Here is a 24,884-nt window from a genome sequence, read left to right on the forward strand (position 1 = left end):
GGTCTCTACAGGCGCAATTCCCCCCAAAATCCGCCTAGAGGCGCTATGAGATTGAGCGGAGAGGTTCGCATTGCCCACACCCTACATTGATTTCTACCTGCAAGGGCGATCGCCTTTTCCCCAAGTGCCCCCCATCTTGGGGTAAAATGTTCCCGCTCATTCCTTTACCTGAAAATCACCCCTATGCTTGGCGCGATCGCTGGTGACATCATCGGTTCTATCTACGAAGGTCACAATATCAAAACCAAACAATTCCCCCTGTTTGCCCCACAATGCCGGTTCACCGATGACACGGTACTCACGGTGGCGGTTGCGGATGCCATCCTCCACCACGCCGACTACGGATCTCTCATCAAATCCTACTACCGTCGCTATCCCTATGCCGGTTATGGTGGCAATTTTACCCGCTGGGGTCAGTCCGATACCTGCGCCCCCTATTACAGTTGGGGCAATGGTTCCGCAATGCGCGTCAGTCCCGTGGGCTATGCCTTCGATGACCTGGATACCACCCTCACACAAGCCAAATCCAGCGCGGAAGTCACCCACAATCACCCAGAAGGCATCAAAGGCGCACAAGTCACCGCCGCCGCTATTTTTCTCGCCAAACAAGGCGGCACAAAATCAGCAATTAAATCCTACATCGAGCAACATTTCGGTTATAATTTAACTCAAACTTTGGCAGAAATTCGCCCCTCCTATCGCTTCGATGTCTCCTGTCAGGGTTCGGTCCCCCAAGCCATTATTGCATTTCTCGAATCCACGGATTTCGAGGATGCGATTCGCAATGCAATTTCGATTGGCGGCGATAGCGATACCATTGCCTGCATTACTGGCGGCATCGCTCAGGCGTTTTATGGCAGCGTCCCAGACCCCATTGCCCGGGAAACGTTGCAGCGTCTGGACGACCCCCTGCGCCAGGTGATTTTTAGCTTTCAAAATCACTATGGCGGATGATGGTAAAATCCGCTATTTTAATTCGCGGTTCCTTCGTTCCCAGCATGAGCTGGGAACGCCCATCCCGAGGCGGATCATCTGCGCGATCGCGCGATCGCCTATCACTCCAAATTCACCAAATTTAACTTGTTCTTTTGCTGCTTCATATCCAGGATAACATTGAGTTTCTCCATCATTTCTTGGGTGAATTCTGCAAATGCTTTTGACCCGCGCGCGGTGGGATGAGTCAGCAATACGGGCAGGAAACTATCCACGGCTTTGGACACATTCACGTCAATCGGTATTCGGGTTTTGAAAATGCGGTTTTCGCCAAAATCCTCATACACCCGCTTCATTACTTGCCGATAATATCTACCGTTTAATAAATTGGCAGACATGGTAAAACCAATCCCCAGCATTTCTAAATTAATCGGATATTCTTCCTTATAACTTTCTCGCAATTGATTGATGCGCCGTTCGAGCAATTGGATGCCAATCAAGGAAAGGGGTTCGGGTTTCGCGGGCAGCAGGTAGAAATCACTGGCCACTAACGCACTGCGGGTTAACAGATTGTAACCGGGGGCGCAATCGAGAATGATAAAATCATAGTCTTTATCAATTGGCTGCAAAATGCCTTCGACTAAGATGCGCTCTAGCTTTTTCCAGACTTCTTGAAAGTTGTCTTTTCCCAGTTTTATTGCCTTGCGGTGCAGGACTTCGGAAACCATAAATTCATCGTACAGTTCCAGGTCTCCGGGCAATAAATCCAGCCCTTTGAGATTGCCAATGTAGGGTTTGATGATATCTTGAATCGGCAGGGTATTTTGAGGAAGGGGTTGGATAAAGTCGTTGACTAGGTATTTTAAGGTGCGCTTTTCTTTCCGCAGTTTAGAAAAGTCGTGAGGAGACACTAAACTCAGGGTGGCGCTGATTTGCGTATCGAGATCCACGACTAACACCCGCTTGTGAAAATCTTTAGCGAGAGACGCCGCTAAGTTCACGGTGAGGGTGGTTTTGCCCACGCCCCCTTTCATGTTAGCCGTTGCAATGATATGTGCCATAATTTCACTCCTCAGCCAGTTAGATGCACGAGCGGTTAACTTCGCCCCATTATGCGATATCGATAACAACTATAACGGAGCAGCAATGGGGGATCCTCGTCTGGGGTGTTTTCCCTCATCCGGAAATGTTCGGAGGGACTCCCGCAGTGGGATACCTACAGGGGGTAGCAAACCTCCCTTCCCGGTGGCGCGATCGCCTGAAAAATTCCGACTATCCTAACACATCTGTTCGATCGCCCTTTTCTTTCCCCCCGATCGCTCCTGCTCACCCAAATAGAAAACCCTCGGGGCTTCCCCCAGGGTTCCTCTGTTCGACCCACCCCCCTCGCCAGCGGGCAATCCCACTGGCACCTTTACGGCTTAAATCTGGCTAAATTTTCCCGGTTCGATGCTGAAGCGATCGCGTGACCCCTCACCTATCCCCCGGGGAGGACTGTGGTGGCTTTCCCCCACCTCGGGCTTAATGATGGCCCTGGGAAGCATTGGACATCCTCTGCACCGACTGGCGATCGCCGCCTCGCAGTCTGGATTCTTGCTTCACCCTCCCCGACATCGCCGCATGTTGCAAGGTCATAAACGCATTCAGGTCTTCGAGGTCATATTGGCTGCTGAGCAATTCTCTGAGCTGTTCTTCCGCTTCTCGGGTCAAATAACCGAGGGACAGCGCTTGTTCTACTAGCTCGCGAATTCGAGTCATGGTGATTTCCCCTTTGCTTGGCTTATAGCCGTAGTATCGCTTCTGTGGCCAAATTCCTCAGTGACCCGAATTTCCCGATTCCTGTGATGATTCTCGTAATGGCTTGTGAGGCTTTGGCGGGTTCTCAGGTGACGTTTTGCGGCGCTTTGGGTGATCTCGATCGCGCCGAATGCAAACGGTTTCGCGATCGCACACCGGCTGCACCCCCTGCGATCGCCCCGATTGGCGCGGGTGGATCCTCTCACCGGTGGGTTCCCCCCCGGGAGTCCTCTTCCCTGTCTATCAAATTTCCCTGACTTTGGCCCGGGATTTCATTCCCGCCCTGGGGTCGGCTCGCGAGTCGCTTCTGGGTATGCTAAAATCAGGATAGCTTTGGGGCTGTGGCTCAGTTGGATAGAGCAAGCGCCTCCTGATGAATCGGGCACCTTGGAGGAAACTCCAAGCGTGAATGTGGTCAAATTCAAGAAAGCCTACGTCCCCGGAGACGGTTTTTCTCAATTCTGTCTCCCGCCGATAAGGTAATCTTGAGCCAAGCCTGCCCTCGTCCCCCCGGTTGGGGTTAACAATCCCTGGCTTTCTCGGGGAACGCTAGTGCAGGAAGGTGCAGAGACTGGTTTGCAGGAGCTATTGCAGGATGGACTACGATGTCTCATCCAAAGTAGAGCAACGTGGCGTTCTGGCTGGCATGCTTTTGGGGAAGGGACGAAGAAGAAATCATAACTTCTTTATCCAACATTCCTCCACTCAAGAGAGCTATGTTTTATTCAAACAGCAGCTTCTCGAACAAATCACGCGATCGCCAGTCAAACTCCAACGCCGCCGGACAAAACAGGGCTACCCCCTGCTTCGTCTGGAACCGAAGTTGATTCCCCTGACCCGGGTTTTGGTGAAAAAACTGTATCGCGGTGGTCAACCCACCATCTCGCCGCAGTTCCTGAACCTGTTAACCTTGCAGGGAATCGCAATTTGGTTCCTCGATGAGGGGTCGAAGTCCTTTAAAAAAACAGACGGGAAAATTCATGCCCTCGAGGTTTACCTGAATACCTATCTGCCTAAATCGGAAAATGAGGCGATCGCCGCTTACTTTTCTCAGGTTTGGGGCATCCAGTGGGGACTCAGTAAAGCCTCCCGCGCTTACCGTCTGCGAATGGGAACCAAAGAATCGCGCCGATTTTTCGAGCTGATTCGCCCCTGTGTCCCGGAACCGATGCTCTACAAAATTAACCCCTCCGCAAACGGAACGGCCACCACCTACGGGCATCAAACTCCGCCTACGGTGAAGGAATAGTCCAGAAAGTGAGGAAACTCACACCAATCTGAAGCGCTAGGTCGCCGGTTCGAATCCGGCCAGTCCCGTTCTCTTCTCCCGCCCGAGTCTGCTACTCTTAAGAACGACAACTCGACTATCCGGGTGGGTCGCCGATTTTATCGCGCGATCGCCCCCGGGGGAAGGTTGCTCCTCTGCCCAGAATATAAACGGTTGGTAATTTGAGATATGGTCTGGAAGATCGGTCTGCACCGAAGACATGAGGCTAAATCGCGAACCTGGGGATCGAAAAGCAGATCGGCGATCGTGTTGCTATTAGGACTCGCGGCGGTGGGCTGGATCGGCTACAAGCAGCTCAGAGCTTATTTTGACGACCCCGACGCATTGCTAGTATTGGGGGGTGCCGTAGAACGAGAAGAATTTGCAGCAGAGTTTGCGCGACGACATCCAGAACTCGAGATTTGGATTTCCGGAGGAAGCAACCCGGAATATGCGGAATGGATTTTTGCCGAAGCGGGAATCGATTTGAATCGGTTGCATCTGGACTATCGGGCGGTGGACACGGTAACGAATTTTACCACCTTAGTGGATGAATTTAAAGCCCGAGGAATCGATCGGGTGTATTTGATTACCTCAGACGACCACATGCGCCGCGCCAGAGCGATCGCCGAAATCGTGCTTGGGAGTCGCGGGATTACCTACAAAGCATTGCCCGTCACCTCCGGGCGATCGCCCGAACCCCTGCAAAAAGCAATTCGCGATGGGGCGCGCGCCATTTTATGGGTGACAACCGGATATACCGGCGCGAGTTTTGGCCAACCGAAACTCCCAGAATCGGAAGAGGAGAATTGAGACCCGAGCAATTTTCAAGTGAGAATTGACAGAGCGATTGATTCTTCATTCTTCTCCTCACCGTAGGGTGGGTGACGCCGCCCATCCTATCCCGCATTTATCGCACAAGTGAAGCGCGGCGTCACCCACCCAGACGCGGGCGGCATATCATATCACAATTGTTCCTTGGCGAACCACCGTATTAATCCTTAAATTTTAATTGTTTCTCTCCGTTTAAGCAAAATGGCTGAAAACTCAGCCAAGAAATTGCCGATCGCGATTTAAACGCCTATAATAAAATTAACTTTTATTGAACTTTGAGGCACCATTTGTTGGAATTAAAAGGCCAATTCTGCGTGGTCTCCCATAGCTTTAACCTACCATGATTGACCCCAACCTCGTTACGGCAAACCGCGTTAACTTGACCAACTGCGATCGCGAAGCGATCCACATTCCCGGTGCCATTCAACCGCATGGGGTGCTATTGGTCTTTTCCGAACCAGAATTGCAGATTCAAAGACTCAGCAAAAACACGGAAGACCTACTCGGGATTCCAGCGGAAGAATGGCTCGATCGCACCTTAGCAGAGGTTCTGGGAAACGAGTGTGCCGAAACCATCAAACGATGCTTGTCCCATGACTTTTCCCATGTCAATCCCCTAAAAATCCATTTAAACGCGCCCAAACCGCAAACCTTTAACGGAATCGTGCATCGGTGGGCGGGGAATTGCATACTGGAACTCGAGCCGATCGCGGGAGAAACCCAGCGCGACTTTTTCCAATTTTATCAGATGACGCGAGGGCCGATCGTGCAAATCCAAAAAGCGGCGAACTTGTCAGAATTGTGCCAAGCGATCGCCGAAGAAATCCGCCAGATTGCCGGATTCGATCGGGTCATGGTGTATCGATTCGATGCCGACAAATCCGGAACCGTGATTGCCGAAGACAAGGAAGAAGATTTACCCAGTTTTCTCGGCTTGCACTATCCCGCCACAGACATTCCCGAACCCGCGCGCAGACTCTACGAACTGAGTTTACTGCGATTAATCCCCGATGTCAACTATCAGCCCGGGGAACTGCTCTCATCTGCTGCAGTGGCATCCGAACCGCTGGATCTGAGCTTATCCGGATTGAGAAGCGTTTCCCCCATCCATATAGAATACCTGAAAAACATGGGCGTTGCCGCTTCCATGTCCATTTCCTTGCTAAAAAACAAAACCCTGTGGGGATTGATTGCCTGTCATCATCAAACCCCCAAAATAGTCCCTTATGAAATTCGCACCGTCTGCGAATTTTTAGGGCAAGTCATGGCAATAGAAATTCCCGAAAAAGAACAACGGGAAGGATTGGACTATCAAATGAAATTAAAGTCCATTCAATCGCGGTTTATCGAAAAGATTTCTCAAGCGGACAACTTAGGAACTGGCTTAGTCGCAGATAGAAACGCCTTACTGAGCTTAGTGGGAGCGCAGGGAGCCGCCCTGTGCGTGGAAGGAACCTTAACCTTAGTGGGGAAAACGCCACAGGAAAGCGAAATTCAAGAATTAATCGAATGGGTGAAACCGCAAATCGAGAACGATATTTTTTGCACCAACGCCTTACCGACCCTGTATCCGGAAGCGGAAAGGTATAAAGAAATCGCCAGTGGCGTGCTAGTGCTGTGGATTTCCAAACTTCAAAAAAACTACGTAGTGTGGTTTCGCCCGGAAGTGCTAAAAAATGTGAATTGGGCGGGGAATCCAGTAAAAAACGGCAAAATTGAAGCCGATGGGAGCCTCACCTTATCGCCGCGCCAATCCTTTGAAAGATGGCAAGAAACCGTGCGATCGCATTCCTTACCCTGGCAACCGTGCGAAATCGAAGGAGCCGTAGAACTGCGAAGTGCTATTGTGGGAATCGTGCTGCGAAAAGCCGAAGAACTGGCGATGATAAATTTAGAATTAGAGCGGAGCAACAACGAGCTAGATGCCTTTGCTTACATTGCCTCCCACGATTTAAAAGAACCCCTGCGCGGGATTCATAACTATTCTAATTTCTTGCTAGAAGATTATGCCCCAGTGCTGGACGAAGAAGGGGTGACTAAATTAGAAACCTTGGTGCGGTTGACCGCGCGCATGGAAGATTTGATTAACGCCCTGCTGCATTTTTCTCGGTTGGGACGCGAAGAACTCTCGATGGAGCAAACCGATTTGAATAAAGTAGTAGAGAATGTGGCAGAAGTCTTGAGGATTAGCAAACCCGAGACCCAGGTAGAGCTGTGCATTCCCCGTCCGTTGCCCAAAATTTGCTGCGATCGCGTCTTAATTGAAGAAGTATTGAGTAACCTGATTGGCAATGCACTTAAATACAACAAAAATGGCGAAAAACGAGTCGAAGTGGGGTGGTTTGTCCGGGAAGAAAATCCCCCCGGGGGCGATCGTGAAGACGCCGGGGCGCAGTGGGATACCGAGGAAAGTGCCATCGGGTTTTACGTCCGAGACAACGGGATTGGGATTCGCGAACGGCATATTGACAGCGTGTTTCGCTTGTTCAAGCGCCTGCACGCCCCGAGCAAATACGGCGGGGGCACGGGAGCTGGCTTAACAATTGTTAAAAAAATTATCGAACGTCACGGGGGCAAAATCTGGGTAGAATCGACATACGGAAAAGGCAGTACCTTTTATTTCACCCTAGCCCAGTAACGAACAATGGTAGAGTTGAATGGCGATCGCAATCTCAGCGCCCCCCTGCTGGTCGTAGAAGACAGCGACGAAGATTTTACGGCTTTAACCCGGGTCCTCAACAGTTGCGGATTTACCGGGGAGATTTATCGAACCAGCGATGGGGATGAAGCGTTAGATTTTCTCTACCATGAAGGAGAATACGAAAATCAGGCCAACGCTCCCCGTCCGGCGTTAGTGCTAATCGACTTGAATTTGCCCGGAATCGATGGACGAGAGGTGATTGAGGAAGTCAAGCAACATGAGGAACTGAAAACTATTCCGATGGTAGTGCTGACCACTTCTTCGAGTCCGAAAGATATCGAAACTTGCTACAGATATGGGGCGAATAGTTATATGCTCAAACCCATCGGCACCCAGGCATTAAAACAATCGATTCAGTGTTTGATGGATTACTGGTTGAAAACGGCAATTTTACCAAATGGGGTGCAGAAATGACCGAGGCGACGCGCAGCATTTTGCTTGTGGATGATTCTCCCGAAGACCGGGAAATGTATCGACGGTATTTGCTCAGAGATGACCGATATAATTATCGCATTTTAGAGTGCGAGTTGGGGGAAGAGGCGCTAGAATTATGCGCCGCACAGATGCCCGATGGGATTGTCCTGGACTTCAGGTTACCGGATATCGATGGGGTGGAAGTCATCGAAGAATTAAAAGCGCAAACCGGCGAAAGGGAACTGCCGGTGGTGATGCTAACCGGGCAAGGAGATGAAGCGATCGCCGTGCAGGTGATGAAAAGCGGTGCCCAAGATTATTTAGTGAAAGGAACCCTCACGCCGGAGAATTTGCGGCGGGCCATTCACGGTGCCGTCGATCGCACGCGCCTGAAGCGACTACTGCAAAAACAGCAAGAAAAACTGCGGTTAATCGGCGCGATCGCCCTGCGGATTCGCTCCTCATTGAATCTTAACGAAATTCTGCAAAATAGCGTCACCGAAGTGCGGGACATTTTAGCCTGCGATCGGGTGGTGGTTTATCAGTTTAACCCCGATCTGAGCGGCACCATCGTTGCCGAATCCGTGGAGGCGGGCTATTCCTCAGCAATCCATTGCCAAATTAAAGACACTTGCTTTCAAACTGGAGCGGGAGCGTCTTATCGCCAGGGAAAAAAGCAGGCCATTTCTAACATTTACGAGGCGGGATTGACCGAGTGCCACATTGAATTGCTCGAACGATTTCAAATCAAAGCCAATCTGGTAGTGCCGATTTTAATTCTTGCCGATGTCACTGCATCCACCCCACAGCTTTGGGGATTGCTAATTGCCCATCAATGTCGAGACTTTCGCCAGTGGGAAGCGGAAGAATTGGACTTGCTCGATGAATTGGCGGTGCAAATTGCGATCGCCATTCAACAAGGGGAACTGTTCGAGCGATCGCAAACCGAAATCGCCCAGCGCCAGCAAACCGAAACCCAATTGCGACAGGCGCAACAGGACCTTTTCCAGGTCAACGAAGCGTTAGAAAATCGCGTGGAAGAGCGCACCCAGCAATTGCAACGCGCCACCGAAAACCTCCGCTTTCATATAGAAAATTCTCCCCTGGCGGTTATCGAATTGGATCGGGACGGTAGAATCGAGCGATGGTCGGAACAAGCAGAACTGATGTTTGGTTGGAGTGCTGCTGAAGTGGTGGGCAAAACCCCCTGGGACATTCCCCTGATTTACCCAGAAGATGTAGAACAGGTCAATACCAATATAGCCACACTACTCAATCGAGAAATCCCCCGACTGGTTCACCACCACCGCAATCGCAAAAAAACCGGAGAAGTGATTCATTGCGAGTGGTACGTCTCTGCTTTGTTCGACCCGCAAGGGAATTTAATTTCGATTTTATGCCAAGCTCAGGATATCACAAATCGCCTACGACTGGAAGCGAAAATCCGCGAGAGCGAGCGAAAATTTCGCGGAATTTTCAATCAATCCTTTCAATTTGTGGGATTGCTGCACCCGGATGGTACGGTAATCGAAGCCAACCAAACCGCTTTAGACTTTGCCGGGATTGCCCTGTCCGATGTAGTGGGTCGGCCATTTTGGACAACCCGATGGTGGCAAATTAACCCAGAAACCCAAGCGCAATTAAAAGCGGCGATCGCCCGAGCGGCTCGGGGAGAAACGGTCAATTATGAAGTGGATGTCATCGGAAAAAACGATAAAATAATCGCCCTGGATTTTTCCCTAAAACCGATAAAAGATGAGTCGGGTAAATTGGTATTATTAATTCCGGAAGGTCGGGATATAACCGAGCGCCAACAGGCCGAAAGTGCCCTGCGCGAAAGCGAAAGACAACTACAGGCGATTCTAGATAATTCCACTGCCGTAGTGTATCTTAAAGATATGGACGGGCGATTTTTGAAGGTAAATCGAGAGTTTTTGAACCTGTGTGAGAAGCGCGAAGCCGAGGTAATTGGGAAAACCGATTACGAGCTTTTTTCCCGGGAAATCGCCAATGCATTTCGAGACAATGACGGCAAAGTATTGCAAGCGCGCAAACCCTTGCGATTTGAAGAACAGGCTTCCCATGCCGATGGCAGGATTCATACGTATATGTCCGTGAAGTCGGTACTCTACAACGATCGCGGCATTCCCTATGGCATTTGCGGGTTGTCCACAGATATTACCGAAGCCAAACAAGCCGAAGAGGCATTGCGCCGCAGCGAAGAACGATTTCGCTTGTTGGTGAATCAAGTGCCGGTGGGGATTTTTCAAACCAACGCCGAAGGCGAATGCGTGTTTGTCAATTCCCGGTTGGTGGATATGATGGGAGTTTCCGCCGCAGCAGTGATGGGGCGGGAGTGGGAGAAGATCCTGCATCCGGACGATCGCGATCGCGTCATGGCTGAGTGGTTCGCCACCTTCGCCATCAGCGGGGAATTTGCCACAGAATATCGCTTAGCGAGACCGAGCGGGACAATTGTGTGGGTAGTGGCCTCTGCGGTGCCCCAGCGCGATGGTGCCGGGGTGGTAACGGGCTATTTCGGCACGATCGCCGACATCAGCGATCGCAAAGCCGCCGAAAAAGAACTGCAAGAGGGGGAACTCGCCCTGCGCTCTTTGTATAAAGTCGCTTCCTCTAGCTCCCTCACTTTCGAGCAGCGCCTGCAACGACTGTTGGCGATGGGACGGCGGCACTTCGAGCGCGAAATTGGCATGTTAGCCCGCATCCAGGGAGACAGTTACGAGGCGATCGCCGTGCAAGCAAGTCAGGACTTTCCCTTGCCCCTGCAAGCCGGAACCCGGTTTCAAGTCGCAGCGGATTTGGATGGCGAAACCCTTCTCACAGTGCCCGCCACTGCCATAGAAATCCAGTCTGATGCCGTTCTCTCCGATAGCACAACCCCTGACAATCCACCCACCACAACAATTAAAATCAAAGGGGACATGAATGCCAGGGCGAGGGTCGCTGGTGAAGAACGGGCGATTTTGAGCTTTTTCAGCCTGGAAGACAAACCCCCGCCGTCCCGGCGAGATATCCAACTGTTAAAATTAATGGCACAGTGGGTCAATAACGAACTAGACCGCAGCCACGCCAAAACCGCCCTCGAAAATCAGATGAAACGAGTGTTGCTGCTGGAGAAAATTAGCCGCAAAATTCGCTCCAGTTTGGATATACAGCATGTTTTTACCACCGCAGCCAAACAACTTGGCGAAGCGTTTAATGCAAGTCGCTGTCACATTCACTGGTATCAAGAACATCCTCACCCAATCCTGCCAGTAGTAGCAGAATATTTAGCGCCGGGATGGGATTCCACGAGGGATTTTGTCGTTCCCGTGGAAGGAAACGTTCATGCAGAAAAACTGTTAGCCCAGGATGCAGCGATCGCCTCCGATAATGTGTATGCCGATCCGCTGTTAAAAGCAATGGAACCGATTTGCCAAAAGGTAGGTTTGCACTCCATACTAGCGGTGCGAACTTCATACAAAAATCAGCCCAATGGCGCGATCGCCTTGCAACAGTGCGGAGAATTTCGCCACTGGACGGTGGATGAAATCGAACTGCTCGAAGCAGTAGCCGATCGCCTGGGAATTGCGATCGCTCAAGCCAAACTTTTAGAACAAGAAAAACAATTTAGCCAAGAACTTGCCCAGCAAAATGCTGCCCTAGAAAAAGCCCGCCAACAAGCCGAAGTCGCCAACCAAGCGAAAAGCCAATTTTTGGCCAATATGAGCCACGAATTGCGAACCCCGCTCAATGCCATTCTCGGCTTTACGCAAATCCTGCTGCGCGACGCTACCCTGTCCGCAGAACAGGACGAAACCCTAAAAATTATCAATCGCAGCGGCGAACATTTGCTCTCCTTAATTAATGACGTGTTGAATATGTCAAAAATTGAGGCAGGACGAGTGACGCTCAACGAAACTAACTTTGATTTGCATCATCTGCTCGACTCGATTGAAGATATGCTGAAAATCAAAGCCGCTGGGAAAGGATTGCAATTGATTTGCGATCGCGCTCCCGAGGTCCCGCAATACGTGAAAACCGACGAAAGCAAACTGCGCCAAGTGCTGATTAATCTGCTGAGCAACGGGATTAAATTTACCGAAAGCGGCGGCGTTAGCCTGCGAGTCGGCGTGGTAGAATGGCCGAGGGAAACTGCAGATTTGGAACCGACTTCTGCCACTGTGGGTTCGCAAAATCACTCGGGTTTTTCATCGCCTTCCCAGTATCGGTTGCGGTTTGAAATCTCCGATACCGGTCCGGGAATTGCCCCGGCAGAGATTAACAGTTTGTTCGAGCAATTCGTGCAAACTGAAAGCGGTCGCCAATCTCAAGAAGGTACCGGATTGGGGTTGCCCATCAGCCACGAATTTGTGGCATTAATGGGAGGAGAAATTCAGGTGAGGAGTACCCTGGGAGCGGGCAGTACCTTTACCTTTGATATCTCGGTTGAGCAAGTTTGCGGGGGGGATATCCTCGGGAAAACTCCCCCCAAGCGAGTGACAGCCCTGGCCCCGGAAAGCAGGGGGTATCGCATTTTAGTGGTGGAAGATAACCCCGAAAGTCGCGAATTGCTGGTAAAGTTATTGCAGTCGGTGGGCTTCCAGGTACGCGATGCGGCAAATGGTCAAGAAGCGATCGCAATTTGGGACAGGTGGTCCCCCCATTTGATTTGGATGGATATGCGGATGCCCGTGATGAACGGCTATCAAGCCACTCAAGCCATTAAAGCCAGCACCAAAGGTCAGGCAACCACCATCGTCGCCTTAACCGCCAGCGCGTTTGAAGAAGAACGGGCACTGATTTTGTCTGCCGGCTGCGATGACTTTCTGCGAAAGCCATTCCGAGAAGCGGATTTGTTTGAAAAGATGGCAGAACATCTCGGCGTGCGGTATATCTATGAGGAGGAGGATTTATCGGCGTTATCCGAGTCCCAGGCGATGCCTGTAGACTTAAACCGGGAGGCGATCGCGCTCATGCCCGAGGAATGGATCGCTCGGGTTTACGACGCCGCGTTTCGCGTCGATGAAGATCGCATTTTGGAATTGCTCGAAGAAATTCCCGAATCCCAGTCTGCTTTAGCCGCCGCTTTAGCAGATTTAGCCAACAATTTTCGTCTGGATAAAATTATTGAATTAACTCAACCGGAAACACCATGAATGGCAACCTAGAATCTAACTCCGTAACTGCCAATATTTTAGTCGTCGATGACAAACCGGATAACCTGCGGTTGCTTTCTGCCCTGTTGGGCGATCGCGGTTACAAAGTCCGACGGGCGATTAACGGCCAACTGGCATTAAATGCCGCATTTGCCGAACCGCCCGACCTGATTTTGCTCGACATTATGATGCCAGAAATGAATGGCTATGAAGTCTGCCAGCAGCTCAAATCCGACCCGCGCACTAACCCCGTGCCGGTGATTTTTCTCAGCGCGTTAGATGATGCATTTGATAAAGTGAAAGCCTTTGAAGTGGGCGGAGTAGACTATATCACCAAACCCTTTCAATTTCCCGAAGTTCTCGCCCGGGTGGAAAATCACTTGAACCTGCGACAACTACAGCAGCAAACTGAGGAGCAAAAGGAACAATTAGAATCCCTCAATCGCGATTTGGAAGCTAAGGTAGAAGCGCGCACTGCAGAACTCAAACGCAAAAATGCGGCGTTACTCCAGTTAGAGGTGCAGTTGCGCGACGCACTCGCCCAAGAAAAAGAACTCAGCGATATGAAAACGCGAATTATTACCACGATTTCCCACGAGTATCGCACCCCTTTAACTACCATTGCTTCTTCCGCCGAACTGCTAGAAGCCTATCGCCATAAATGGGACGAACAAAAGCAGCTCAAGCATTTTAATCGGATTCAAAGCGCCATCAAGCACATGACCAACTTAGTGGAAGAGGTGCTGTTTATCAATCGCGCTGAATCGGAAAAGCTCGACTTTTATCCGGTGGATTTGAACTTGGAGAAGTTCTGTAGCGAAATTGTCGAAGAAATTCAACAACCGAATCGCGAGAAATATCAAGTCAAGTTTATGCCGGATGCAGGAGAGGTCAATGCCCAATTCGATGCCAAACTCCTGCGGCAAATTCTGACGAACTTGCTGTCGAATGCAATTAAATATTCTCCCGAAGGGGGTGTGGTGGAATTGCACCTCTCTCGCGACCCCGAACAGGTGGTTTTCCAAGTCCGAGATGAAGGCATCGGCATTCCTCCAGAAGACCAAGAAAAGTTGTTTCAGTCTTTCAGTCGCGCCAGTAATGTGGCCACGATTCAGGGCACCGGTTTGGGACTGTCAATCGTGCAAAAATGCGTGGAGTTACATGGAGGAAAAATTTCTGTGGACAGTCAACTGGGGGTGGGAACGACTTTCACCGTCTGCTTGCCGGTGAGTTAAATTGGTCATTGGTCATTGGTCAATTGTTATTGGTCAATTGTTATTGGTCAATTGTTATTGGTCAATTGTTATTGGGGTTTTGGGATAGGTTAAGTCCGATAAAGGATTGTGGTTTGGAGGGGGAGGGAAGTGCTGCGTTCTGATGTCTGAAGGATAAAGTAAGTCGATAAAATGGGAATCAGAGAATTGGGCGAGAAGCGATCGATTTTTTTTTAACCCCCAATGCTGTTGACATGGGGGAGAAAACAGGGTACAAAACTAACAACAGGAGGCAACGAACGTGAGCGATCGCGAATTTCAAGCCCTATCCACGCAACGCAATGCCAATCGGGCGATCGTGCTCGGGCAAATTATCGAGTCGGAATGGTATCGCATCCTGCGAGAATTGGATGGACTCGATGTGGACGCCGGGGAAGTGGCAAAAGCTGCCAGGTTAATCGGGCAATATGAGATATTAGATAAGTTAATGGCAGCATTATCGGAAGGAAGTTTGGCATCAGATTATGAAATCGAAGCCCAATGGCGTTCCGAACTCATCGAACGAGTGGTGGAAGCATTTGAACTGAATGCCAAAACCACATCCGAACCGCGACGCTATCGCAGTTTGGCGCAACAGGTAGCGGAAGCTTGTGGTTTAGAGGCGATCGAAGAATAAGGTGAGTGGGGTCATTGGTCGATGACCAATGACCGATGACTAGCGATCGGTAGCACACCAATGGCCTAAAGGTTCCACTGTGGCGCGATCGAGTAATTGTGCAATTTGCTCTGCAGCACATCCATATTGAGACGATAATAATCGCTCAGCTTCCTCGGTTGCTGCTGCAGCAGAAACCCCAAAGGTCATAATTTCTTCATTTTGATTACCCGTGAGGCTTTCAATGGGAACAATGCAGCTATATTGCGGTTCGTTTCGTCTGACCTCTTGCACCATGTTTGTCTCCTCAATTCACGTAGAGTTTTCAGGCATTTTAACACAGAAAAATTCCCACCTCCTCCCGCTTCCCCCGAGATTAAAAGAATCGGAAAGCCGATAAAGTGAAAACAACCGGATTTCCGAGTAGCGGAGAGAAGCGCCGAAAAATCATTCGGTGGGCGCGCCTTCTCCCACGGGATTTTCTGCTTCATTTACCTCGATTTCTGACTCGGATTCAGCGGAAGTTTCCGGATCGGTTTGCGCCTCGGTTTCTGAATTAGCGGAAGTTTCCTCATCAGTTTGCGCCTCGGTTTCTGTCGCGGCGGAAGCGTCTTCCTCGGTGTCCGCTTCTGCTTCTTCCACCTCGGGTTCGGGGTCTTCTAATTCGATATCCAGTTTAGCCAATTCTGACTCAGAGAGTCGATCGCGCAACAACTCAGCCACCCGTTGGCGCACTTCCTGATGGCGTTCTACCCCTTCATAGGTCAATCGATTGTAACCGCCGCCTTCGATGAGGGTTTCGAGATAGGTAATCCGCTCTTTTGTGGGGGGGTGAGAGGACATAAACTTCCAAAAGGAACTGCCTTCCCCATACTCTTGTTTCAGCTTCACCATCAGATTTCGCAACCCATCCGCCGCATAGCCCGCCGAAGTGAGCAATCGAGTACCGAGAACGTCTGCTTGTCGTTCCATATCGCGGCTGTAATCGAGAACTAGCAGATTGGTTAACGTGCCGCCAAAGGGAAAATAGCGCGTCATGCTGCCCAGCAAGTTACCGTGAGTCACCATTTGGAAGCCGTGAGAGAGAACGGTGTGAGCCAGTTCGTGGGTAATCAAGCCGGCTAATTCGGCTTCCGAGTCGGAATGCAATATGGCACCGGCATTCACGAATATTTTGCCTCCGGGAAGGGCAAACGCATTCAGGTTTTTATCTTTGATGACGTAGAATTCGTATTCAAAATCATCGCGCCCCGTGACTTTGGCCAGTTTGTGACCCATTTCTCGCACGTAGCTGAGGACTTCTTCATCTTCCACCATTTCCAGGTGTTCGATCGCGTCATTGGCCACACTTTCGCCGATATCCGATTCCCCCCGGGCCAGCATGACCAAGGTTTCCACCGCCGACAGCGCGCCGAGGGGATTGCCAGTGAGTGCCACACCGATCGCCCCGGTGACCACATTGCCGATCGCATTGCCGGCAATTAACTCCCGAATGTGCGAGCGGAATTTCCCGAAGTTATCGTCGGCTAATTGCAAAAACTCCTCAGACTCCGGATGTTCCGGGTTGAGTACCGCAAATTGTCGCGCTGCGATCGAGGCTTCCAGCCATTGTTCCGTATTTGCCAGGGCGGAAACTTTGGCGCGGATGAGTTCGGGGCGATCGGGATACAAGGTGGTTGCCCGTTCTAGCACTTCCACCGCTTTTTCCGGTTCTTCATACTTTGTATGGGCTTGTGCGAGTAACAGATGACCGGGAATGAATTCCGGTGATTCTTCCACCAGGAACTCTAAGGGTACGAAAATCCCCGATTCGAGATTTTTTTCCCATCCCGCTTGGGCTTCGCGCCAGTAAACTTGCCCCGCCGGGGAGAGTTGTTCGCTCTGTGTGGTGGCGTCTGGAAGGCTGGCGATCGCATCGTGTTCTCCCGTTTCGGAAAAAGACGGTTTCACCTCGCGATACAAGGCTTCCGCCGCCGCAATGTCTCCCGCGATATACAGTTCGTCTGCTTGTGCGAGTACCTCCAGCCGATGCCGTCTTTGTGCTAGCCGTTCCGCTTCTTCTGGATCCGTCGCCGCTTCGGTATCCTCTGACTCCCTGTCTTCTGCTGACTCGTTCTCTGCTGACTCCCTGTCTTCTGCTGACTCGCTATCTGCATCACTGGCTGACGTCGGGTCCTCCTGAGCTTCGGAATTGTCCGCTTCGGGGGTATCCGCCTCACTGGGTAAGGTGGAACGAGTGTCGGTTTGGGTCAGCAAGGGGTCTTCGGTGACGGAAACCTCCGCCAGCGCTGGGGTTGTCGCCGGAAACAACAGGCTGAGGCTAATGAGTAAGGCATTCCAAATCGGTTTCATAGCAGCAGTTTTCCTTTATAATTTTTGCTGAAAATATTTCACCCGGTTTGGGGGTTTTAGTGGCTGACTCTTTCTATTGTAGATTTTTCAGGCTAAATCGTGGGTGTCGCCACAGGGATTTTTCCCCACCTCCTCCATAAATGGGCAAAATTCCCCTGCTGAAAGCCGCATTTGGCCTTTTTTCTCCCCTAAAAACATCACCTCCACCCCCAGGTTGCCCCGCTTTTTGTATCTGACCCAAGGATTCTCCCACCGCTTCGGCGCTTTAGCGCCAAAATCTGCGGCGTTTAGTGATTCCCGGGCTGAGCGGTTCTGCCATTTTCTATGTTTGCGTTACTCATTGGTTCGTATTTTTCCCGATCCAAAATTTTGGCGCTTTTGACACGCAATTTACTCATTGTCCGCAGGGGCATTGCCTTGTGATTATATTTCCTCATCAGGTTTATTCTGGCTACAGGGTCGCGGTCAAATTGAAGAAATATTTCGGAAAAAGTTCTTGACTTTTCTGCCAGTTTGGGGTATTCTTTTATTGTGGGAATCTGTGCCGCCATATATATAAGCCTTTTGGGAGCCTGCAGGGAAAATCGCCGGAAATTTTCCCCGCTTACTGGCTGCGATCGTCCATCCCCTCGGTTTCAATCCCTGAAAGGGATTAGGAGAAATTGAGACAATGCTTCAGCCAGGGGAGATGCAGCTTCAATTCCTGTTTCAATCCCTGAAAGGGATTAGGAGAAATTGAGACGGCGGCGCAGAGTCTAGCGGCGGCAATCAGGGCTCAGAGTTTCAATCCCTGAAAGGGATTAGGAGAAATTGAGACGGCAGGGCGATCGCCACTGGTGGCTCGGCAAGTTATTAGTTTCAATCCCTGAAAGGGATTAGGAGAAATTGAGACAAATAGCTTGTCGAGAATTGAAGCAAAATAGCGATGTTTCAATCCCTGAAAGGGATTAGGAGAAATTGAGACCGGTCGAGATAAGTCGCCCAGCAATTGACTTATCCTTGTTTCAATCCCTGAAAGGGATTAGGAGAAATTGAGACAAATACGGCACTATGCCGGCATTGCATTGGCCGAGTTTCAATCCCTGAAAGGGATTAGGAGAAATTGAGACTTAAAAAGGCAAAAACTATTGCAGTAGAGCTGCAAGAGTTTCGTATCGTTTCAATCCCTGAAAGGGATTAGGAGAAATTGAGACTACCAAAAAATGTGGCAGTCCGAATTGGTAAGCTGTTTCAATCCCTGAAAGGGATTAGGAGAAATTGAGACGTAATTGTGGAATTCCCTCCCTCCGGGCTTTTGGTTCGTTTCAATCCCTGAAAGGGATTAGGAGAAATTGAGACCCTCGAGTCTTTTTGTAAGCTGTACAAAATAGTAGCGTTTCAATCCCTGAAAGGGATTAGGAGAAATTGAGACGCGGTCTGGCCGGAAAGTCTGCCGCGAACGCGCTAACCTGTTTCAATCCCTGAAAGGGATTAGGAGAAATTGAGACTTGCTGCCGCCGCTTCGCACTGCTTAGAGGAGGGGTTGTTTCAATCCCTGAAAGGGATTAGGAGAAATTGAGACGAGACAACCCCGATTTGATAGCCCAGTACCTCAAAGTTTCAATCCCTGAAAGGGATTAGGAGAAATTGAGACGCTTGGTTTGCTGTTGAGGCAAGCGGCAGAAATTGAGGTTTCAATCCCTGAAAGGGATTAGGAGAAATTGAGACCGCATTTGCAAAGCACTGTGGAAAATACATAAACAGTTTCAATCCCTGAAAGGGATTAGGAGAAATTGAGACCGGTCCTTCCGATTTGATGGATCGCTACGAAATCAAAAAAGTTTCAATCCCTGAAAGGGATTAGGAGAAATTGAGACCCTAATGGCGCTGTCAAAATAAACGGAAAATATTTGTTTCAATCCCTGAAAGGGATTAGGAGAAATTGAGACCTGCTGTCCCCTATCTTCTGGATTGAATTGAGATGGTTTCAATCCCTGAAAGGGATTAGGAGAAATTGAGACACCCCCGCCACCGCTGCAGCAAGCCGGGGATTAGTTTCAATCCCTGAAAGGGATTAGGAGAAATTGAGACCAGGGAATTTCCAAATCCTCGCCCATGGAAAGGGAAAGTTTCAATCCCTGAAAGGGATTAGGAGAAATTGAGACCCGCGACCGCACCCGCGACCGCGCGACCGCACACACGTTTCAATCCCTGAAAGGGATTAGGAGAAATTGAGACTAGCGGGGAAGGAAACCCACAAGCCACCGGGAACCGGTTTCAATCCCTGAAAGGGATTAGGAGAAATTGAGACCTTCACGTAGAATTTTCCCCAGTTTGAGGTATGAGTTTCAATCCCTGAAAGGGATTAGGAGAAATTGAGACTTTTTGGTAATAGCAAAGACTACTACAAAGCAATAGAAGTTTCAATCCCTGAAAGGGATTAGGAGAAATTGAGACTCGGATTCGGATTACGCTCGAATTTTTAAATGCCTGTTTCAATCCCTGAAAGGGATTAGGAGAAATTGAGACCTCTCAACTCGCCTCAGTTTTTTGCGCTTGTTTCAATCCCTGAAAGGGATTAGGAGAAATTGAGACACTTAAGTGGCTATTCGCCACTTCCTGGCTGCTTTCGTTTCAATCCCTGAAAGGGATTAGGAGAAATTGAGACTCGGGGGTGGGTGGGTGGGCGCCCGCCGGCGAAGCGGTTTCAATCCCTGAAAGGGATTAGGAGAAATTGAGACACGGTGTACCTCGTTTTCTTCCATTATAGCAGGTCGTTTCAATCCCTGAAAGGGATTAGGAGAAATTGAGACAGGAAAGAAAAATGACGAGACTAGAAGTTTTTGGAAAGTTTCAATCCCTGAAAGGGATTAGGAGAAATTGAGACTTTTCTCTTTTTTCCCCCCTTGCTATTCCGCGTAGTTTCAATCCCTGAAAGGGATTAGGAGAAATTGAGACAATCTACCGAGCCTCAGTTTCAAATGGAGGAGGAAAAGTTTCAATCCCTGAAAGGGATTAGGAGAAATTGAGACCATCCCACCGTTGTCCGATGACGAATGGGACGACGTTTCAATCCCTGAAAGGGATTAGGAGAAATTGAGACCGAGCGCCGCAGCGCGGAGCACGCGAAGCGAAAAGTTTCAATCCCTGAAAGGGATTAGGAGAAATTGAGACAGAGAGCGCTGGCAATTGCCAAGCAGTTAGGGTTTGTTTCAATCCCTGAAAGGGATTAGGAGAAATTGAGACTATTGGGGTCCAGGACCATGCGGGCAATATCTCTCTCGTTTCAATCCCTGAAAGGGATTAGGAGAAATTGAGACTGATGATCCGACGCTGTAAGGGTTGCTCTCGGGGAATGTTTCAATCCCTGAAAGGGATTAGGAGAAATTGAGACCCCTTGACTGCCGGGGGCGTCCTCCCCAATAGCGCGTTTCAATCCCTGAAAGGGATTAGGAGAAATTGAGACCCTGTCTTCCCCGGGCGATCGCGCTTCTGTGTTGGTTTCAATCCCTGAAAGGGATTAGGAGAAATTGAGACTCGGACGGCTTTCGGTGGGAATGCGATCGGGCAGTGTTTCAATCCCTGAAAGGGATTAGGAGAAATTGAGACCCATCACCTCAAATCTGCCGCCCATCTCAGCAATCGTTTCAATCCCTGAAAGGGATTAGGAGAAATTGAGACGTGATTAATCCCGGTTGCGATTTAGCCGCGTTAGTTTCAATCCCTGAAAGGGATTAGGAGAAATTGAGACCAGTTGCAATGCGAGGCTCAGGAACTATCTCTAAATAGTTTCAATCCCTGAAAGGGATTAGGAGAAATTGAGACGCGACACCTTCCTCCGTTGCGTCTAAGCAATATAGTTTCAATCCCTGAAAGGGATTAGGAGAAATTGAGACAAGGCTGGGTTAAGGCGTATACGGCCTTATTAGGTTTCAATCCCTGAAAGGGATTAGGAGAAATTGAGACTTTTTTCGCCCTTCTAGCTCCGTGTCCAAGAGCCGTTTCAATCCCTGAAAGGGATTAGGAGAAATTGAGACTGATGGACGTAAGTTCTCACCCAATGCATATCTAAAGTTTCAATCCCTGAAAGGGATTAGGAGAAATTGAGACATGAATTTCGCTCAGATTACACGGATGGAGGGGATGTTTCAATCCCTGAAAGGGATTAGGAGAAATTGAGACAGTGGGGTCTCAGAGAAGTCTCTGAGGAAGAATACGTTTCAATCCCTGAAAGGGATTAGGAGAAATTGAGACACCTCGATTATCTTACGGCTCCTGTTGGCGATCTCGCGTTTCAATCCCTGAAAGGGATTAGGAGAAATTGAGACTTTTATGGCTCGACCCGGCGGGAATCCCGATTTCGGAGTTTCAATCCCTGAAAGGGATTAGGAGAAATTGAGACTCGAATCCACTATCGCTACTTTCCGGCTGCAGATGTTTCAATCCCTGAAAGGGATTAGGAGAAATTGAGACGGAAAGGCCCCACCGGGCAGGGCCCACGCAGCAACCGGTTTCAATCCCTGAAAGGGATTAGGAGAAATTGAGACAGGCCGGCCTGGGAATGAAATCCAGAGACCATTAGGGTTTCAATCCCTGAAAGGGATTAGGAGAAATTGAGACACCGGGGGAACCGGCGAAATGTTCGTCCTTGCCATGTTTCAATCCCTGAAAGGGATTAGGAGAAATTGAGACTTGCAGTTGCGATTTCGGTTTATTTAGTTTTTGCTCGTTTCAATCCCTGAAAGGGATTAGGAGAAATTGAGACACAACGAACCTTGACAACCAAATAGGATCCTTTTCCTGTTTCAATCCCTGAAAGGGATTAGGAGAAATTGAGACAAGTGCAACCACAACCACAGGTAGAAATAATAGAAGTTTCAATCCCTGAAAGGGATTAGGAGAAATTGAGACGAAGTACCTAAAAGCAAATGTGTTGCAAGTGCGGGCGGAGTTTCAATCCCTGAAAGGGATTAGGAGAAATTGAGACCAGTAGTGGAAGAATCACCAGTGAAATTCCAGTTACCGTTTCAATCCCTGAAAGGGATTAGGAGAAATTGAGACTCAAAAATGGAAACGTCAAATGAATGTTAGAGGTGATAAAGTTTCAATCCCTGAAAGGGATTAGGAGAAATTGAGACGATTACTGCCCAGGACGAACATTCCCCACTCTTTATGTTTCAATCCCTGAAAGGGATTAGGAGAAATTGAGACAGATAATTTCCCGCGTAAACACGGCTATAAGCAAGTTTCAATCCCTGAAAGGGATTAGGAGAAATTGAGACGCGAAATATACCACGCCCTTCCTAGCGATTTATCTGTTTCAATCCCTGAAAGGGATTAGGAGAAATTGAGACTGCAGGCAGTTGAAACCCCTAGTGTATTTAGTTTTCAAGGTGCGTTTGCGGTAATCGATAATTAAGATAGCATTTCCCCCATCCACTTGTAAACCCCCTCAAATAAAATTTCCTGGAAATCCGCTCCCCGTAAGGGTTTCGGAAACTGCGGTAATCGAGCCGAGCCGCCAAACCCGCTTCACGGCGCACCGGGAAAGGGTTTCAGACGATAAATTCGCTCTAGTATTTTCCACAGCTACCCATTACCGGAAAAGCGGGGAGGCAAACCGGGACGGATCCAATAGACCCTATCCTGCGGATGCCCGATCGCATTTTACCCCAAATGCAGCCTTTGCGCCGAAAGCTTTCCCACCCCCCAGGATTGCCCCACGCCGCAGTGCATCCCCCAGGCCCTAGCTGCAAAGTCGAGTCGTCCACTGTTGAGGACCGCGCCGGGGTTGGCAGCGATGTTGTCTGCCCACCCAGACAATTCCCCACAACGGACCTTCGGGAGTGGCACTTTGCTCCATTTCCAGCCGATACCGCATATCGCGCACGGCGTCATCCGGTAAATTGGTTTGGGTGAGGGTGACGATCGCCTTGTCGGATCCCTCATAATCCACCGTTACCTCTTGTTGCGCTCTGCCAACCACCGCATCGGAAAACCCATACTCCTCCAGAGCTGCTTTTTTCGGCGTTTCGTAAAAAGTTCGCGAGTCCCCCATACTCTCCTCAGTGAGAAGCACCTCATACTCGTCTCGCGACCCAGAACCGCTTTGGGCCTCCCGGTACTGGTTCTCGTTCGCTACATGGGCTGGCGGCACCGAGGGCAAGTCGGGCAATGCTTGACAAATTGCAGCGGCGATTTCTCCCCGGGTAGCAAAGCGCTGCGGATCGAATTGAACTTCGTTTGCCTCTGGCGTCACTACGATATTCGCTTCCGTTGCCCCAGCAATCTGTTCCGTGGCATAGGAGGGAATCCGCTGGGCATCTGCATAAGTGCGATTCAGCAGGTCTTGCGGCTGGGAGGCGGGAACGTAGTTTAACCCACTGGCTAATGCCACAAAAGTCTGAACCCGTGGGATTTCCTGCCCCGGGCGAAAGTTGCCGTTTTCATAGCCGGACATAAACCCGCGCCGATAGGCATGAGTCATCGGCTGGTGTGCCCAATCATCTCGGCGCACATCCCCAAATATGGGCGGATCTCGCTCTATCTTCTCATTGGGAAAGGCATTCGCGATGAACGCCGCAAACTCCGCCCGCGTCACTGGGTTATTCAGACGAAATGTGCCATCGGAATAACCGCTAATAATCTCTTCTGCCGCCAGTTGCTGCACGCACTCTTTCGCCCAGTGGTTCTGGATATCGGGAAAGGAGGGCTGCGGCGACGGCTGAGCCACCGCTACAGGCAGAATTCGCTTAGCCACGCTCTGCGGCAGGCACAGGGCACCCACGGCTACTGCGATCGCCGCCATTCCTCGAAATACTCGTTTGTTACCTATCATCGTTACCTCACTTGACTCCAATCGGCCATTCAAGTCCGCGCCCACCTTGCCGCCAACTCCCAAAGTAGACCTCTGACTGACCCCGCGCGGGCTACATTTGTGCCAGGAAGGTTGTGTCTGACCAAGGGAGGCAACCGGCCACGAGGGCAAGCATGCAATCATCACATTGCCTTCGGGTCATGCACCGGAAACCGCCGGGAGTTGGGCGCGCTGACGCCTGACTCTCCCATAACTTAACCAAAAATCCAGACAATCGACTCTACAGAAAGGTGTAGATTCGCTCCACCCGCTCTCCCTCCCAATCGCCTAAGTATTTTAACCGAGATACCCCCCACCATGCGATCGCCTCTCTCAAACCCCCGCATCTTCTCCACCCCTCCACTTGGCTCCTTGCCCCCACTCACCGCCCAGAGTTGTCCCCTCTGCGACTCCCCGTCGCCCGACGCATTTGGCAAAGCAGAGAATTCTGCCTCGGTTTTTGCCCATTAATTTGTACTAATTTTGTCCCCTATTTTGCCGAAAATTGCTCCCTGGAAAATCCGGCTGATTAATCCTCCCCTGTTAGTTCAGTAAATTTACTAAACTCAAGCACAGAGCTTCCCAAAACGTAAGTAATTTTTCTGAATTTGTAGCACTTAGAGAGCGACAAAAAACCCCGTCGGAACGCAGCGGGCGAAACATTTTTTCAAATTAACAGTAACAAAGCAAGATTTCAATGGTTATAGTTAGGAAAGTCGCGAC

14 protein-coding genes and 1 CRISPR repeat array are annotated in these 24,884 nt (G+C 50.1%); of the genes, 9 read left to right on the plus strand and 5 right to left on the minus strand.

Annotated elements, in window-relative coordinates; translation table 11 throughout:
• The first annotated feature begins 183 nt into the window (after nucleotides 1-183).
• A complete protein-coding gene (locus AC0QH1_RS16470) occupies nucleotides 184-954 on the plus strand; it encodes an ADP-ribosylglycohydrolase family protein (RefSeq protein WP_324632303.1) in 771 nt (256 codons plus the stop codon).
• Between the two features lie 101 nt (nucleotides 955-1,055).
• Here AC0QH1_RS16470 and AC0QH1_RS16475 read toward each other — a convergent pair whose 3' ends face one another.
• Together AC0QH1_RS16475 and AC0QH1_RS16480 are read right to left on the minus strand one after the other, a co-directional pair.
• Nucleotides 1,056-1,994: a ParA family protein gene (locus AC0QH1_RS16475; RefSeq protein WP_324632304.1), complete on the minus strand. Its 939-nt coding sequence runs from the start codon at nucleotides 1,992-1,994 to the stop codon at nucleotides 1,056-1,058.
• Nucleotides 1,995-2,454: 460 nt separating this feature from the next.
• Nucleotides 2,455-2,691 (minus strand): hypothetical protein, encoded by a 237-nt coding sequence (locus tag AC0QH1_RS16480; RefSeq protein WP_324632306.1) that lies wholly within the window; start codon nucleotides 2,689-2,691, stop codon nucleotides 2,455-2,457.
• An 83-nt stretch (nucleotides 2,692-2,774) separates the two neighbouring features.
• Here AC0QH1_RS16480 and AC0QH1_RS16485 point away from each other — a divergent pair, with 83 nt between their 5' ends.
• The 8 genes from AC0QH1_RS16485 (at nucleotide 2,775) to AC0QH1_RS16520 (ending at nucleotide 14,995) form a co-directional block, all read left to right on the plus strand.
• Nucleotides 2,775-2,987: a hypothetical protein gene (locus tag AC0QH1_RS16485; protein WP_324632307.1), complete on the plus strand. Its 213-nt coding sequence runs from the start codon at nucleotides 2,775-2,777 to the stop codon at nucleotides 2,985-2,987.
• Between the two features lie 338 nt (nucleotides 2,988-3,325).
• Nucleotides 3,326-3,979, plus strand: coding sequence for a DNA endonuclease (locus AC0QH1_RS16490; protein WP_324632308.1), 654 nt, complete (start codon nucleotides 3,326-3,328; stop codon nucleotides 3,977-3,979).
• Nucleotides 3,980-4,186: 207 nt separating this feature from the next.
• The gene (locus AC0QH1_RS16495) at nucleotides 4,187-4,810 is read left to right on the plus strand and encodes a YdcF family protein (RefSeq protein ID WP_324632309.1); all 624 of its coding nucleotides are present in this window, start codon (nucleotides 4,187-4,189) and stop codon (nucleotides 4,808-4,810) included.
• A 361-nt stretch (nucleotides 4,811-5,171) separates the two neighbouring features.
• Nucleotides 5,172-7,469 carry an ATP-binding protein gene (locus tag AC0QH1_RS16500; RefSeq protein ID WP_324632311.1) on the plus strand — a complete coding sequence of 766 codons (2,298 nt, stop codon included), beginning with the start codon at nucleotides 5,172-5,174 and terminating at the stop codon, nucleotides 7,467-7,469.
• A gap of 6 nt (nucleotides 7,470-7,475) precedes the next feature.
• On the plus strand, nucleotides 7,476-7,946 hold the full coding sequence (locus AC0QH1_RS16505; protein ID WP_324632312.1) for a response regulator: 471 nt from the start codon (nucleotides 7,476-7,478) through the stop codon (nucleotides 7,944-7,946).
• The gene (locus AC0QH1_RS16510; protein WP_324632313.1) at nucleotides 7,889-13,105 is read left to right on the plus strand and encodes a PAS domain S-box protein; all 5,217 of its coding nucleotides are present in this window, start codon (nucleotides 7,889-7,891) and stop codon (nucleotides 13,103-13,105) included. The genes AC0QH1_RS16505 and AC0QH1_RS16510 overlap by 58 nt, the downstream gene beginning before the upstream one ends.
• Nucleotides 13,102-14,340, plus strand: a complete 1,239-nt coding sequence (locus tag AC0QH1_RS16515) for a hybrid sensor histidine kinase/response regulator (protein WP_324632314.1) — start codon at nucleotides 13,102-13,104, stop codon at nucleotides 14,338-14,340. Before AC0QH1_RS16510 ends, AC0QH1_RS16515 begins: the two co-directional genes overlap by 4 nt.
• Before the next feature lie 280 nt (nucleotides 14,341-14,620).
• Nucleotides 14,621-14,995 (plus strand): hypothetical protein, encoded by a 375-nt coding sequence (locus tag AC0QH1_RS16520; RefSeq protein WP_324632315.1) that lies wholly within the window; start codon nucleotides 14,621-14,623, stop codon nucleotides 14,993-14,995.
• A 39-nt stretch (nucleotides 14,996-15,034) separates the two neighbouring features.
• Here the strand turns inward: AC0QH1_RS16520 and AC0QH1_RS16525 are convergent, their stop codons facing one another.
• The 3 genes from AC0QH1_RS16525 to AC0QH1_RS16535 all read right to left on the minus strand — a co-directional run bounded on the left by AC0QH1_RS16525 (nucleotide 15,035) and on the right by AC0QH1_RS16535 (nucleotide 24,143).
• Nucleotides 15,035-15,271, minus strand: a complete 237-nt coding sequence (locus tag AC0QH1_RS16525; protein WP_324632316.1) for a hypothetical protein — start codon at nucleotides 15,269-15,271, stop codon at nucleotides 15,035-15,037.
• Nucleotides 15,272-15,421: 150 nt separating this feature from the next.
• A complete protein-coding gene (locus tag AC0QH1_RS16530; protein WP_324632317.1) occupies nucleotides 15,422-17,326 on the minus strand; it encodes a M48 family metalloprotease in 1,905 nt (634 codons plus the stop codon).
• A gap of 632 nt (nucleotides 17,327-17,958) precedes the next feature.
• Nucleotides 17,959-22,659: direct repeats of the CRISPR family, unit length 37 nt; unit sequence GTTTCAATCCCTGAAAGGGATTAGGAGAAATTGAGAC.
• A gap of 392 nt (nucleotides 22,660-23,051) precedes the next feature.
• Nucleotides 23,052-24,143, minus strand: a complete 1,092-nt coding sequence (locus tag AC0QH1_RS16535; RefSeq protein ID WP_324632318.1) for an S-layer homology domain-containing protein — start codon at nucleotides 24,141-24,143, stop codon at nucleotides 23,052-23,054.
• Nucleotides 24,144-24,884 lie beyond the last annotated feature (741 nt).

This window comes from Phormidium sp. CCY1219 (assembly GCF_055795085.1).

Bases quoted from the DNA above. Each gene is read 5' to 3' on its own strand.
- AC0QH1_RS16500 (WP_324632311.1), top strand. From the start codon at position 5,172: ATGATTGACCCCAACCTCGTTACGGCAAACCGCGTTAACTTGACCAAC.
- AC0QH1_RS16470 (WP_324632303.1), top strand. From the start codon at position 184: ATGCTTGGCGCGATCGCTGGTGACATCATCGGTTCTATCTACGAAGGT.
- AC0QH1_RS16530 (WP_324632317.1), bottom strand. From the start codon at position 17,326: ATGAAACCGATTTGGAATGCCTTACTCATTAGCCTCAGCCTGTTGTTT.
- AC0QH1_RS16490 (WP_324632308.1), top strand. From the start codon at position 3,326: ATGGACTACGATGTCTCATCCAAAGTAGAGCAACGTGGCGTTCTGGCT.
- AC0QH1_RS16515 (WP_324632314.1), top strand. From the start codon at position 13,102: ATGAATGGCAACCTAGAATCTAACTCCGTAACTGCCAATATTTTAGTC.
- AC0QH1_RS16505 (WP_324632312.1), top strand. From the start codon at position 7,476: ATGGTAGAGTTGAATGGCGATCGCAATCTCAGCGCCCCCCTGCTGGTC.
- AC0QH1_RS16525 (WP_324632316.1), bottom strand. From the start codon at position 15,271: ATGGTGCAAGAGGTCAGACGAAACGAACCGCAATATAGCTGCATTGTT.
- AC0QH1_RS16535 (WP_324632318.1), bottom strand. From the start codon at position 24,143: ATGATAGGTAACAAACGAGTATTTCGAGGAATGGCGGCGATCGCAGTA.
- AC0QH1_RS16475 (WP_324632304.1), bottom strand. From the start codon at position 1,994: ATGGCACATATCATTGCAACGGCTAACATGAAAGGGGGCGTGGGCAAA.
- AC0QH1_RS16480 (WP_324632306.1), bottom strand. From the start codon at position 2,691: ATGACTCGAATTCGCGAGCTAGTAGAACAAGCGCTGTCCCTCGGTTAT.
- AC0QH1_RS16495 (WP_324632309.1), top strand. From the start codon at position 4,187: ATGGTCTGGAAGATCGGTCTGCACCGAAGACATGAGGCTAAATCGCGA.